Origin of the sequence: Rhizorhabdus wittichii (genome assembly GCF_017607425.1) — a bacterium.
GTDB classification, from domain to species: domain Bacteria; phylum Pseudomonadota; class Alphaproteobacteria; order Sphingomonadales; family Sphingomonadaceae; genus Rhizorhabdus; species Rhizorhabdus wittichii.
In genome coordinates, this window is sequence record NZ_CP059319.1 from 1,433,090 (window position 1) to 1,445,501 (window position 12,412).

At 67.5% G+C, this 12,412-nt stretch carries 14 protein-coding genes and 1 pseudogene; 5 read left to right on the plus strand and 10 right to left on the minus strand.

Translation table 11 applies throughout. From position 1 onward, the window contains the following. Positions 1-2: 2 nt before the first annotated feature. On the minus strand, positions 3-731 hold the full coding sequence (locus HRJ34_RS06845; RefSeq protein ID WP_011951696.1) for a Bax inhibitor-1/YccA family protein: 729 nt from the start codon (positions 729-731) through the stop codon (positions 3-5). A gap of 142 nt (positions 732-873) precedes the next feature. On the opposite strand from HRJ34_RS06845, the gene thpR reads away from it, so the two are divergent. Beyond that, positions 874-1,407, plus strand: coding sequence for an RNA 2',3'-cyclic phosphodiesterase (gene thpR / locus HRJ34_RS06850; RefSeq protein ID WP_011951697.1), 534 nt, complete (start codon positions 874-876; stop codon positions 1,405-1,407). On the opposite strand, the gene HRJ34_RS06855 is transcribed toward thpR, so the two are convergent. The 4 genes and pseudogenes from HRJ34_RS06855 to HRJ34_RS06870 all read right to left on the minus strand — a co-directional run bounded on the left by HRJ34_RS06855 (position 1,392) and on the right by HRJ34_RS06870 (position 4,538). After that, positions 1,392-1,877, minus strand: coding sequence for a low molecular weight protein-tyrosine-phosphatase (locus tag HRJ34_RS06855; protein WP_011951698.1), 486 nt, complete (start codon positions 1,875-1,877; stop codon positions 1,392-1,394). The two genes, thpR and HRJ34_RS06855, sit on opposite strands and share 16 nt — an antisense overlap. After that, positions 1,874-2,425, minus strand: a complete 552-nt coding sequence (locus HRJ34_RS06860) for a superoxide dismutase family protein (RefSeq protein WP_011951699.1) — start codon at positions 2,423-2,425, stop codon at positions 1,874-1,876. The genes HRJ34_RS06855 and HRJ34_RS06860 overlap by 4 nt, the downstream gene beginning before the upstream one ends. 147 nt (positions 2,426-2,572) lie before the next feature. Further along, positions 2,573-3,693 (minus strand): annotated as a pseudogene (locus HRJ34_RS06865) (OmpA family protein). A gap of 248 nt (positions 3,694-3,941) precedes the next feature. Further along, entirely contained in the window at positions 3,942-4,538 is a 597-nt protein-coding gene (locus HRJ34_RS06870) for an SOUL family heme-binding protein (protein ID WP_208633681.1), read from the minus strand. A gap of 165 nt (positions 4,539-4,703) precedes the next feature. Here HRJ34_RS06870 and HRJ34_RS06875 point away from each other — a divergent pair, with 165 nt between their 5' ends. Both HRJ34_RS06875 and HRJ34_RS06880 read left to right on the plus strand, forming a co-directional pair. Continuing rightward, positions 4,704-5,267: a helix-turn-helix domain-containing protein gene (locus HRJ34_RS06875; protein WP_011951702.1), complete on the plus strand. Its 564-nt coding sequence runs from the start codon at positions 4,704-4,706 to the stop codon at positions 5,265-5,267. 90 nt (positions 5,268-5,357) lie between these two features. Beyond that, the gene (locus tag HRJ34_RS06880) at positions 5,358-6,677 is read left to right on the plus strand and encodes a cystathionine gamma-synthase family protein (RefSeq protein ID WP_011951703.1); all 1,320 of its coding nucleotides are present in this window, start codon (positions 5,358-5,360) and stop codon (positions 6,675-6,677) included. An 18-nt stretch (positions 6,678-6,695) separates the two neighbouring features. On the opposite strand, the gene HRJ34_RS29160 is transcribed toward HRJ34_RS06880, so the two are convergent. After that, positions 6,696-6,941, minus strand: a complete 246-nt coding sequence (locus HRJ34_RS29160) for a winged helix DNA-binding protein (RefSeq protein ID WP_226949075.1) — start codon at positions 6,939-6,941, stop codon at positions 6,696-6,698. A 3-nt stretch (positions 6,942-6,944) separates the two neighbouring features. After that, on the minus strand, positions 6,945-7,580 hold the full coding sequence (locus tag HRJ34_RS06885) for a MarR family transcriptional regulator (protein WP_226949076.1): 636 nt from the start codon (positions 7,578-7,580) through the stop codon (positions 6,945-6,947). A 189-nt stretch (positions 7,581-7,769) separates the two neighbouring features. Between HRJ34_RS06885 and HRJ34_RS06890 the strand changes: the two genes are divergently transcribed. Beyond that, positions 7,770-8,330, plus strand: a complete 561-nt coding sequence (locus tag HRJ34_RS06890) for a hemerythrin domain-containing protein (RefSeq protein WP_208633682.1) — start codon at positions 7,770-7,772, stop codon at positions 8,328-8,330. Between the two features lie 13 nt (positions 8,331-8,343). On the opposite strand, the gene murA is transcribed toward HRJ34_RS06890, so the two are convergent. After that, on the minus strand, positions 8,344-9,627 hold the full coding sequence (gene murA / locus HRJ34_RS06895; protein WP_011951706.1) for a UDP-N-acetylglucosamine 1-carboxyvinyltransferase: 1,284 nt from the start codon (positions 9,625-9,627) through the stop codon (positions 8,344-8,346). A 419-nt stretch (positions 9,628-10,046) separates the two neighbouring features. Between murA and HRJ34_RS06900 the strand changes: the two genes are divergently transcribed. After that, positions 10,047-10,823, plus strand: a complete 777-nt coding sequence (locus tag HRJ34_RS06900; protein ID WP_226949077.1) for a hypothetical protein — start codon at positions 10,047-10,049, stop codon at positions 10,821-10,823. A gap of 80 nt (positions 10,824-10,903) precedes the next feature. Here the strand turns inward: HRJ34_RS06900 and clpS are convergent, their stop codons facing one another. Next, positions 10,904-11,230, minus strand: coding sequence for an ATP-dependent Clp protease adapter ClpS (gene clpS, locus HRJ34_RS06905; protein ID WP_029548701.1), 327 nt, complete (start codon positions 11,228-11,230; stop codon positions 10,904-10,906). A gap of 205 nt (positions 11,231-11,435) precedes the next feature. Beyond that, positions 11,436-12,239: a phasin family protein gene (locus HRJ34_RS06910; RefSeq protein WP_016745384.1), complete on the minus strand. Its 804-nt coding sequence runs from the start codon at positions 12,237-12,239 to the stop codon at positions 11,436-11,438. Positions 12,240-12,412 lie beyond the last annotated feature (173 nt).

Below are 12,412 nucleotides of genomic sequence, written 5' to 3' on the forward strand. Positions count from 1 at the left end.
GATCAGCGGCGATCGCCCATGAACTGCAGCAGGAAGGTGAACATGTTGACGAAGTCGAGGTAGAGGGTGAGCGCACCCATCACCACCGCCTTGCCGGCGAAATCGGTGCCGGCGACGTAGAAGTACATGCTCTTGATCTTCTGCGTGTCATAGGCGGTCAGGCCCGCGAACAGCAGCACGCCAATGGCGCTGATCGCCAGGTTCAGCGCCGGCGACTTGAAGAAGATGTTGAGCAGCGAGGCCACCAGCAGGCCGACGACGCCCATGATCAGGAAGGTGCCGAAGCCCGACAGGTCCTTCTTGGTGGTGTAGCCCCACAGGCTGAGCGCGGCGAAGGCGGTCGCGGTCGCGAAGAAGGTGATCGCGATCGACGAGCCGGTATAGGCCAGGAACAGCGACGACATCGACAGGCCCATCACCGCCGCGAAGGCCCAGAACAGGCCCTGCGCCGCCGTGGTCGACAGCTTGTTGATGCCGAAGCTCAGCACCATGATGAAGGCCAGCGGCGCGAGGACGATCAGCCAGCGGAGCGGCGTGACGAAAAGCTGCGCGGCCAGGCCGGATTCGGCGAAGAGCAGCGCGACGATGCCCGTCAGCAGGACGCCCGACGCCATGTAATTGTAGATCGAGAGCATGTAGGACCGCAGACCGGCGTCAAAGGCTGCGTCAGCCACACCCGCTCGTGTCGCGGCGGGCGCGGCATTTACCCGGGGGTCGGACCAGTTTGCCATGGTGTGAACACTCTCCAATGATGCGGCGAAATGCCGCGCTCCGCGCAATATCGGCGGAACGACTTGGTTTTTCAAGCATATCGCGCCTTAAAGCGGCCTGAACGGTCTTGCGTTACCGTCACATGGAGCGACAATCGGGGGCATGCACCGCCTGTTCATAGCCCTGCGTCCGCCGCTTCCGATGCGCGAGGCGCTGCTCGCCGCGATGGGCGACATCCCCGGCGCGCGCTGGCAGGACGACGCGCAGCTCCACCTCACCCTCCGCTTCGTCGGCGAGGTCGACCGCCATGTCGCGGAGGACATCGCCGCGGCGCTCGGCGCGGTGTCGCACCCGGCCTTCGCGCTGCGGCTCGACGGGGTCGGCTGCTTCGACCGGCGCGGCCGGATCGACAATATCTGGGCGGGCGTGACCCCGCACCAGCCGGTGAAATCGCTCCATGCGGCGGTGACGGCAGCGCTCGTCCGGGCGGGGATCGCACCCGAGGAGCGGGCGTTCGTGCCGCACATCACCCTCGCCCGCTTCGCGCGCGGCCAGGCCCCCTCGGGGACGCTGCCGATGGACAGCCTCTGGCCGGCCCCTGTCGAGGGGCGCTTCGATCATTTCCTGCTCTATGAGAGCCATCTCGGCGCTTCGGGCGCCAGCTATTCGGCGATCGCGCGCTACAGGCTCGGCTGACAGCCGATCTCGGCAAGCAAGCCGTCGACCCCGGCGCCGATGTCGCGCCAGGCCTGTTCGAAGCCCTCGTCCTCGCCGAAATAGGGATCGGCGACATCCTCTCCCTCGCGGCCCGCGACATGGTCGAGCAACAGCGACAGCTCCGCCCGTCCGTCATCGGGGGCTAGAGCGCGGAGCGCGTCGAGGTTGCTGCGGTCGAGCGCGACCAGCCGGTCGAAGGCGCGGAAGTCGTCGACGCCGACCTGGCGGGCGCGCAACCCGCTAATGTCGAGGCCATGGCGCCGCGCGGTCGCGATCGCGCGGCGATCGGGCGCCTTGCCGACATGCCAGTCGCCGGTGCCGGCGGAATCGACCTCGACCGGGATGTCCTCGCGCTCGGCCGCCGCGCGCATCGCCGCCTCCGCCAGGGGGGAGCGACAGATGTTCCCCAGACAGACGAACAGGATGCGCGGCGGCCGGCTCTCGATCATTCGGCCTTGATCACGCCGCAGGCGAGACGACCGCCGGCATTGCCGGTCGGATCGGTCTTATAGTCGTCGGCCGCGGCATGGACGACGACGGCGGCGCCGTCCGCGTCGAGCAGCGGCGCGGCGCCGCCGGTCAGCATCCCGCCCTTGATCACGGTCCGGAGTTCGCCGGTGCCGTCGGCGCCGACCGTCATGTTCGGCATGTCGCCCATATGCGCGCCGGCCGGATTGTCATGGCCGTGCTGCTTCTTGCCAGGGTTCCAATGCCCGCCCGCGCTGGTGAAGTCGGGGCCGGTGCAGGTGCCGGTGGTGTGGACGTGGACGGCGTGGACGCCGGCCGGCAGGCCGACCGCCTTGACGTCGACCTCGATGCCGTCCTTGCCCTGGCGGATCGTCGCCTTGCCCTTGGTCTGGCCCTGGCCGTCGATCAGGTCGGCCATCGCTCCGCCGCCGCCATGGCCATGATCATGCGCCAGCGCCGCGGCGGGCGCGGCGAGCAGGATCGGCAGGGCGGCGAGAAGGCCCATCGAAAGCGAACGAGTGCGGGACATGTATATCTCCTTCATCGGCAGCCCCCAACGGATGCCGACAATGCCGCATCCCCGCCAGCGAATAAAGTGTTGAGGACAAAGAAAAAGGGCCGGCCCGAAGGCCGACCCCAATTCTGCGCGTCATCGACGGATCGATGACACTGCCGCTTACATGCCGGCGCCGAAGGTGATTTCGACGCGACGGTTCTGCGGCTCGCGGACGCCATCGGCGGTGTCGACGAGCGGACGGCTCTCACCGAACGCTTCGGTCGTGATCGCCGAGTCCGGCACGCCCTTGCCAGCGAGGTAAGCCTTCACCGCGTCGGCACGACGCTGCGAGAGGCCGACATTGTACTGGTCGCTACCCGACTTGTCGGCGTGGCCGGCAAGCTGGACCCGCGCCTGGCCGGTCGTCGCATAGGCATTGGCCGCATTGTCGAGGATCGACGCGGCTTCCGCGGTGATGTCCGACTTATCCCAGTCGAAGAACACGATGAACGGACCCGGAGTCTCTGACCACCGGCGGAGGCGGCGGCGGAGGCGGGCGGGGGCGGAGAGGCGGCGGCGGGGCGGAGGCGGCGGCGGCGGAGCAGCCGGCTCACCGAAGTTGTAGACGGGCTCAGCAGCAGGCTGTGCGAACGCCACGTGCCCTCATATTCGGCGCCGAGGCGGTCGAATACCTTCGCGTCCTTGACGTTGAAGTAGCGATACTTCAGGCCGACGTCGACGTTGGTCGACACCGGATAACGGACGCCGGCGATCGCCTGCCAGGCGAACTTCGAGTCCGAGTCATTCAGGAAGTCGTCGCCCGACACGTTGTAGCCGGCGAACTTGACGCGGGCGATACCGGCACCACCGCCGATGTAACCCGAGAAGCCTTCCTCGCCACCGAAGTCGAGCAGGCCGTTGACCATGAAGCTGAGGGCGCTGTTCTTGCCCGAAGCGTCCGGATAGGTCCCGGCCGGAGCACCGGCGCCACCGACGGCGGCGGGGGTGCGCGACGCGCTGGTCGTGAAGCTGTTCACGCGGTCACGCTTGTAACCGACTTCGCCTTCAAGGCGGAACATGCCGAAATCATAGCCGACGATGCCGTCGACGTCGAAACCGGTCTTGGAGTCGACCGTTGCACGGCCGCCCGGCGACAGCGTCGACGGACCGACGTCGAACTTCATGTCCTCCTGCAACAGACCACCGCCTTCGACACCAACGTACCAGGCGTTGTCACGAGCAAAGGACGGCGCTGCGAGCGCGGTAGATGCTAGGGCCGCCAGGATGGCAAGCTTGCGCATATCATTCCCCTTTCCAACAGGTTCCCAATGGAACTGCGTTCACCTAACCCAATCACCCGGATACGCGCAAGCGCATCCGTTTCTGCGACGAACCGATCCGGAAACGGTATCCATTCCATTCCGGAACCGCATCGGATCCCCCAGACAGCCGCTAAACGAGCTTTGGTTGAAAGGGTTGCGATCAACGGAAAAATTTTCACGACTGTTCGCGCCTGTGGCTTTTCCGCCACAGTCCGATGCCATTCTGCCTAGGCTGCGAGCGGAACGAACAGCTCGTTGGGCAGAGTCGTGCCCGGCTTGAGCGGCGAATTATAATAGGCATGCTCGACCTCGCCCGCCGGCTTCCGCCCCTGCGCCGCGATCCAGCGGCCGAGTTCGCCCGCCTTCGCCGCGAACAAGCGGTCGGTCGGCTTGCCGGGGACCGCGATGACGGCGACCTCGCGCGCCGGGATCTCGGCGATCGATATCCCCGGCCCCGGCAGATCGAGCCCGTCGCGGTCGATGCCCTGCGGCAGCAGGAAGCGGATGCGCCAGGCGTCGCCGGGCAGCGCCTCCGCCAGCACCGGCATGGCGATCGGTATCTCCTCGCCGTCGCGGCCTTCGCCGAACATATAGTCGGCGAGCAGGCCGAAGCCATTGCCGAGCGCGCGGTCGCGCGTGCCATATTGGGCGGTTTCGAGGACGAGCAGGGCCGGATAGCGGCGGATCTCGAACCCGCCCTCGCTCGCCAGCGTCTCGTATATCGGCGCCCGCGCCGCGCGCTGCTTGAAATAGACATAGGCCGCGCCGGCCGCGGCGGCGGTGGCCACGCCCGCCAATATCTTGCCCCAACCGATCTTCGCCATCGATCCTCCGTTCGCGCCGGAAACAGGCGGGGGAAATAGGCGGGCCTCCCGCGAATTGCCAGTTTCTTCGACTTTCTTCGGCTTTCTTCCGGCCCGCCGCTGTACCGGGTCGGCGCGCTTCGCTATGCAGCCACCGCTTAACCAGCCCGGTTGGTCAGGGAGCCGATGAAGAGCTGCATCCGCGAAGTACGGCGCGCCAAGGGAATGACGCTGCAGGACGTGGCGGACCGCTGTGTCCCGCCGACGACGGCGCAGACGATCGGCCGGCTCGAAACCGGGGTGCGGACCGTCTCGATCCGCTGGCTCAACCGCATCGCCGCAGCGCTCGGCGTCGAGGCCGCCGAACTGGTCCGCGTTCCCGAACAGGCCACGCTCGACATCCTCGCCCTGCTCGGTCCCGACGGCGCCGCCGCGCCGCGCCAGCCGCAGATCGCCGCCCTGCCCCGGCCGTCCTACAGCGGGCTGACCATGCTCGTCGAAACCAGCGTCGGCGAATATCGCACCGGCGACATGATCTGGCTGGAGCGGCTCGACCCGCGCTCGTTCGGCCAGGCGCTCAACCGCGACGTGCTGGCGCCGCGCGCGGGCGGGCGCTTCGTCTTCGGCCGGCTGATCGACCATGACGGCCACCGCCTGCAGATCCTGCCCCCGGGCCAGGGATCGCGCCAGCAGATCATCGATGCGCCGTGGCTGGCGGTCGCCATCCAGTTGCTCCGGCCGCTCGCCTGACCCCGCCTCGCCCCAGGCCCCTCCCGCTTGTCAGCGGAGCGGGCAAGGCGCATCCTCCTGCCATCACGAAAAGATATGCGCAGGACATCCATGCCCAAAAACACCGAACATACGCTGAGCGGCACGACGCCGCGCCGGCGCCCCAAGCCCGAGGTCCTCGAGATCGGCGGCCACAAGCTCAAGCCTTCGACCCTGATGATGGGCCACGGCTATGACCCGATGCTTTCGGAAGGCGCGCTCAAGCCGCCGATCTTCCTGACCTCGACCTTCGTCTTCGAGAACGCCGCCGCCGGCAAGCGCCATTTCGAGGGCGTCACCGGCAAGCGGCCGGGCGGGGCCGAGGGCCTGGTCTATTCGCGCTTCAACGGCCCGGACCAGGAGATATTGGAGGACCGGCTCGGCATCTGGGAGGATGCGGAGGACGCGCTGAGCTTCTCCAGCGGCATGTCGGCGATCGCGACGCTGCTGCTCAGCCTGGTCCGCCCCGGCGACGTGATCGTCCATTCGGCGCCGCTCTATGCCGCCACCGAGACGCTGATCGCCCGCATCCTCGGCCGGTTCGGCGTGTCGTGGCTCGACTTCCCGGCCGGCGCGACGCCGGAGGAGATCGAGACGGTGATCGCGGCGGCCAAGGCGAAGGGGCGGGTCGCGCTGATCTATCTGGAAAGCCCCGCCAATCCGACCAACGCGCTGGTCGACGTGCAGGCGGTCCGCGACGTGCGCGACCGGCTGTTCGCCGGCGAGGACGAGAAGCCGCCGATCGCGATCGACAACACCTTCCTCGGCCCGCTCTGGTCGAAGCCGCTGCGCCACGGCGCCGAACTGGTGGTCTATTCGCTGACCAAATATGCCGGCGGGCACAGCGACCTGGTCGCCGGCGGCGTGGTCGGCGCCAAGGCGCTGCTCGATCCGGTCCGCGCGATGCGCAACACGATCGGCACGATCACCGATCCCAACACCGCCTGGATGCTGCTGCGCTCGCTGGAGACGCTCGAACTCCGGATGAGCCGCGCGGGCGAGAACGCCGCCAAGGTCTGCGAATGGCTGCGCGGCCAGCCGCAGGTCGACCGGGTCGGCTATCTCGGCTTCCTCCAGCCCGGATCGCGCCAGGCCGACATCTACCAGCGGCATTGCGACGGCGCGGGATCGACCTTCTCGCTCTACCTGAAGGGCGGCGAGCGGGAGGCCTTCGCCTTCCTCGACGCGCTCAGGATCGCCAAGCTGGCGGTCAGCCTGGGCGGGACCGAGACGCTGGCCAGCCATCCCGCCGGCATGACCCACCTGTCGGTGCCCGAGGAGCGCAAGCGCGCGCTCGACATCGGCGACAACCTCGTCCGCATCTCGATCGGCATCGAGGACCCGGACGACCTGATCGCCGATTTCGAACAGGCGCTTCGCGCGATCGGCTGATCCCTCCGGGCCGGCCGGTCAGCCTCGCGCGCCGGCCGGCATCGCCGCGAAATAGGCCTCCATCGCCGCCGCGGCATGGTCGGTCAGCTCGATGAACACGCGCCGGCCGTCGTCGGGATCGGCGACCCGGCGGAGCAGATCGGCTTCGGTGAGCTGCTTGATCCAGCGCAGCGCCGTCGTCGCCGGCACCGCCGCGGCGATGCACAGGCTCGATACCGCGACCGGGCGCCGCTCGATCCGCGCCGCCATCAGGTCGAGCAACATGTCTCAGGCCGGATCGGCGAACAGGCCCGCGCCGAACAGCTCGTCGCGCAGGCGGCGCCCGCGGATGATGTCGCGGATCATGCCGGCATCGACGACGGCCGGACGCGGCGGCGGCTCATAGCCGCGCCCCTCCCCGTCATCGCCGCCTTCGCGCAGCAGCGGGATGGGCCGGTGCGGCTGGTCGAAGCTCTCCATCGGAAAGTCGTGGCGCCGGATTGCCTCGTCGCCGCCATCCTCGCGAAGTTGCGGCGCCGCGCGGGCCAGCCGATCGGCCAGCGCCGCATCCAGCGCGCGTGCGTTGCGGCCGACCAGGATGCTGACGGCGCTGCCGCCGATCTGCGAGGCGACGATGTCGACCAGCTCCGACGGGATCACGACCATCGCCGCGAAGTCGCCGCGCGCCGCGCCGACGGCCAGCCGCTCGAGCAGCCGGTCGAGGGCCGGACCATGATCGACGGCGACGTCGACCCAGACGAGGTCGATCGCGACCTGGCTGTCGAGCCGGTCCGTCGCCGTATCGATATCGACCGATGCCGCGATCCGCCCGCCGGCGGCCTCCACGCTTCTCGACGCCGCCGCCATCCCCTCCTCCGTATCGGCGGAAACCAAGATGATCGGAGCCGAGCCCCAATATGCCATTCGCGCCCTCCAGCACGCCGCTTCAACCCGTACGCTCGCCCCCGCGTGCCATGTCCAGCTAGAACTAGCGCCCCTCCCATGGCTGTCAGCAGGCGATTGGTCCGTTATGGATTAACCATGTCGGCGGGAACATCGAACGGCCCCGGCCCGTTGATCCGCAATGGAATTTCTTCGCAAAGGAGGCCGACCGTGCCGGGCAAATATGGTTCGCGCAACGCACAGGGGAAGCACCGGATCGCCAAGGACGATCCGCTGGCGATCAGCCTGCTCAAGGAGGAGCATCACGTCTTCCGCACCCTGTTCGACGAGGCGGAGAAGGCCCGTCCCGACCGCCTCGTCGCCATCGCGCGCGAACTGTGCATGCGGCTGACCGTGCACATGGCGATCGAGGAGGAGATCCTCTACCCCGCGCTCAAGCCCGTGATCGGCGACGACGAAGTCAACGAGGGCATCGTCGAGCATCAGTCAGGCAAGCGCATCATCGCCGAACTGGAGCAGCTCGACGGCACCGAAGAGCTGTTCGCCTCGAAGGTCCACGTCCTGGGCGAGGAGACCGTCCACCATATCGACGAGGAAGACGAGGATCTGTTCGAGGACGCCCGCGCGGCCGGTGAGAAAGGCAGGATCGACCTCGACGCGCTGGGCGGGAAGCTCCGGTCGCGCCAGGCCGAGCTCTACAACCAGATCATGGCGACCGGCGAGACCGGCAAGACCTGCGAGGCGCAGCCCGACGAGGTCGAGCGCGCCTGACGGGTCCTGTTCCTCAGCCGTCGCTTTCGCGCTCGATGTCCGCGCCCACCGCCGACAGCTTCTCCTCGAGCCGCTCATAGCCGCGATCGAGATGATAGACCCGGTGGACTCGCGTCTCGCCCTCGGCGACGAGGCCGGCGAGCACCAGGCTCATCGAGGCGCGCAGGTCGGTCGCCATCACGTCGGCCCCGACGATGCGGTCGACGCCCTTGACGATCGCGGTGCGGCCATGGACCTGGATGTCCGCGCCCATGCGGGTCAGTTCGGGAACGTGCATGTAGCGGTTCTCGAAGATCGTCTCGGTCAGCACGCTGGTTCCGTCCGCCATCGCCAGCATCGCCATGAACTGCGCCTGCATGTCGGTCGGGAAGGCCGGGAACGGCGCGGTCGAGAGCGTCAGCGGGCGCAGCTTGCCGTTCGCGGTCACGCGGATGCCGCCGTCGAACGGCTCGATCCCGACACCGGCGGTGCGCAGGCCCTGCAGGATCGCCTCCATATCGTCGGTCCGGGCGCCGACCAGATCGATCTCGCCGCCGGTGATCGCCGCGGCGCAGGCATAGCTGCCCGCCTCGATCCGGTCGGGCATCACCTCATATTCGGCGCCGTGCAGGCTCGTCTTGCCCTGGACGACGAGGCGGTCGGTGCCGATGCCGTCGATCTCGGCGCCCATCGCGACGAGGCAGCGGGCGAGATCGACGATCTCGGGCTCGCGCGCGGCATTCTCCATCACCGTCTCGCCCTGGGCGAGGACGGCGGCCATCAGCGCGTTCTCGGTGGCCCCGACCGACACGACCGGGAAGCTGATCCGTCCGCCGCGCAGCCCGCCCGACGGGGCGATCGCCTTCACATAGCCGGCCGCCAGCTCGATCTCCGCGCCCAGCGCCTCGAGCGCCTTGAGGTGCAGGTCGATCGGACGGTTGCCGATCGCGCAGCCGCCCGGCAGCGAGACCGTCGCCTCCCCTGCCCGCGCGACCAGCGGGCCGAGCACGAGGATCGACGCGCGCATCTTGCGGACGATGTCGTAGGGCGCGACGGTCGAGGCGATCGTGCCCGCCGACATGGTGAGCTTTCGGCCGATGGTCTCGCCATTGCCGCGGCTCATCGTCGTCGAGACGCCCAGCTCGTTGAGCAGATGGCCGAAGCTGTCGACGTCGGCGAGACGCGGCAGATTGGTGAGAGTCAGCCGCTCCGCCGTGAGGAGCGAGCAGGGCAGCAGCGTCAGCGCCGCGTTCTTGGCCCCTGATATCGGCAGGCGGCCCTTGAGGCGGTTGCCGCCCCTTATCGTGATGCGATCCATGAACCGCGTTTATCGGGGAGTCCGCTCCGCCTCAAGCGGCAGGATGGCCGCCATGAAAACGTCACCCGATGGGAACCGTGGAGTCATGCGTCGCGCCTAGAGCCTGATCGTCTGAGGTGGAAGCGCTTTGCGCTTCCACCGATGGCGTGAATCAGGCTCTATTCAAATAGTTGAGACCTTGATTCACGTTTCAGGCTGATTCAGCCTGAAACGATCAAGGTCTAGCCCCGATCCGGTTCAGGTTGAACCCGATCGGGTCTGTTTTCCCTTTGTCCACCGTGATTTCCGGGCCCGCCGATGATAAGGTCCGCCTCGAAATCACTCCATCCGCCACCGATGCAAGAAGGGGAATGTTCCGTGACGCGATCGGCCGATGGCAAACCGCTTCTCACGCCAGACGGCGCGTCGGCGGCATCCTGATGCTGGCGGTGCTCCTTGCAACGGCGCTGGCCCTGCCGGCCGCGACCGAAGTGCGGCGGGTGCCGGCCGAGGACGCCCGCCAGGGCGCGGTGTCCGACGGCCGCCACCTCTATGCGGTCGACAATGCGGCGATCAGCAAGATCGATCCGGCGAGCGGACGGATGATCGCCCGCTGGCAGGGCGACAAGGCCGCGTTCAAGCATATGAACGCCTGCATCGCCCTGAAGGACCGGCTCATCTGCGCGGCGTCCAACTACCCCGACGTGCCGATGGCGAGCTCGATCGAATGGTTCGACACCCGCGCGATGAAGCATGTCGCCAGCCGCAGCCTCGGCCCCGGCCGGGGCTCGCTCACCTGGCTCGACTGGCACGGGGGAAGCTGGTGGGCCTGCTTCGCCAATTATGACGGCAAGGGCGGCGAGCCGGGACGCGACCACCGCCTGACCACCCTCGTCCGCTTCGACCGCAATTTCGCCGAGCAGGGCGCCTGGCTGTTCCCGCCCGAAGTGCTCGACCGGATGGCGCCCTACAGTTCGTCCGGTGGCGCCTGGGGCGCGGACGGCCGCCTCTACGTCACCGGCCACGACCGGCCCGAACTCTATGTCGTGGCGCTGCCCGAGGCCGGATCGATCCTGCGCCACGTCGCGACCATCCCGATCCCGACCAACGGCCAGGCGATCGCCTGGGACCCGAAGGACAAGCGGCTGCTCTGGTCGATCGAACGCAAGGCCCGCGAACTGGTGGCCAGCCGCATCCCAGATGTCGTGGAAAAATAGGTCGAGCCGTTCACGCCCATCCCTTTTCCGTCATTCCCGCGAAAGCGGGAATGACGGTCAGTGAGAAGGCGGGAGTCCTCCTACGCTTTTTCAAGCGTGCATTGCAGCGGGTGCTGGTTCTGGCGGGCGAAGTCGACGACCTGGCTCACCTTGGTCTCGGCGACCTCGTAGCTGAACACCCCGCACACGCCGACGCCCTTCTGGTGGACGTGGAGCATCACCCGGGTCGCATCCTCCAGGTTCATCCGGAAGAAGCGCTGCAGGCACAGGACGACGAACTCCATCGGCGTATAGTCGTCGTTGAGCATCAGCACCTTGTAGGGCGACGGCTTCTTGGTCCGCGTCCGGGTGCGCGTGGCGAGGCCAAGGCCGGTGCCGTTGTCATCGCCATCCTTGCGCGTGGCCATGCCGGTCGGGGCAGTGGTGAAGGCGGAATGGCTCATGATCGGCGCGGGACTCACACAAATGGGGGACATGGAGAGAATATGGCACGCCGGGCCTCTTCGGCAAGAGGCTGGCGACCGCTTCGCCCGATCGGCGACGCAATGCAACCCGCAACGAAAACGGCCGCCTCCCGAGGGAAGCGGCCGTCAAATCGCGACGAAAGGGAAATCAGAGCGCCGTGGACTTGAACTTCTCGGCGGCAAGCGCGTAGCGGCTCGAGATCGGCTGGACGACCTCGCCGGCCAGCTTCAGCCAGGCTTCGCTCAGCTTCGACGCTTCCGCGACGGCGCTGTCGAACGCCGACTTGGCATAGTCGCTCTGGATCTGGAACAGCTCGGTCGGGGTCTTCACCGCGGCCAGGCTCTTGATCGTGGCGGAAGCGCTCTCGAAGCTCTTCTTGCCATAGTCGGCCAGTTCCTGGCCGAGCGACTCGGCACCCTTGGCGGCGGTCTTCGCCGAGGTCGCGAACGCCTCGAAATTGCCCTTGGTGAACTCGCCCAGCTCTTCGCCGGCCTTGGCAGTCTTCTCGAACGCAGCCTTCGCACGATCGTTGAAATCGGAAATCATGATATTGACCTTTTCAGCAGCAGCCTTGGGCTGGGGTGGAACGGTGGTGGCCATGACGCGCACTCCCTTCGTTTCCGGCTGTGACGCTGCCGGGGCGGGCTTGACCGCGGGCGTCGCAACCTTGACGACCGACGGCGAAACAGTCTTTGCGACGGGAGCCACCGCCGGCTTTTCCGGCGCGACGGCCTTCGCCGGCTGCGCCTTCACCGCGACGGGTTCGACCTTGGCGGCCGGAGCGACCGGCGCCGGCTTGGCGACGACCTCGGCCGCCACGGGAGCAGGCTTGGGATCAGCCGGCTTGGGGGCCGCGGCCTTCGCCACGACGGGCTTGGCCTGCATGGGCGCCTTGGCATCCGCCTTGGCCGCCGATGCCGCTTTGTCCTTGCCGGGAAGCTTGTCCGCCATCGAATCGAATTCCGTCTTTGATGTTGCGATGCACAATACGCATTTTTTGAGCTGATGCAAGATGTATTGTGCAGTGCAACATAATCGTAACAGCACTGCAATTTTCTGGCTGAAATCCGGGATTCCAGACGCGCCCAGCCAACGTCCGGATGCCCGGACGGTTCCAGAATGAC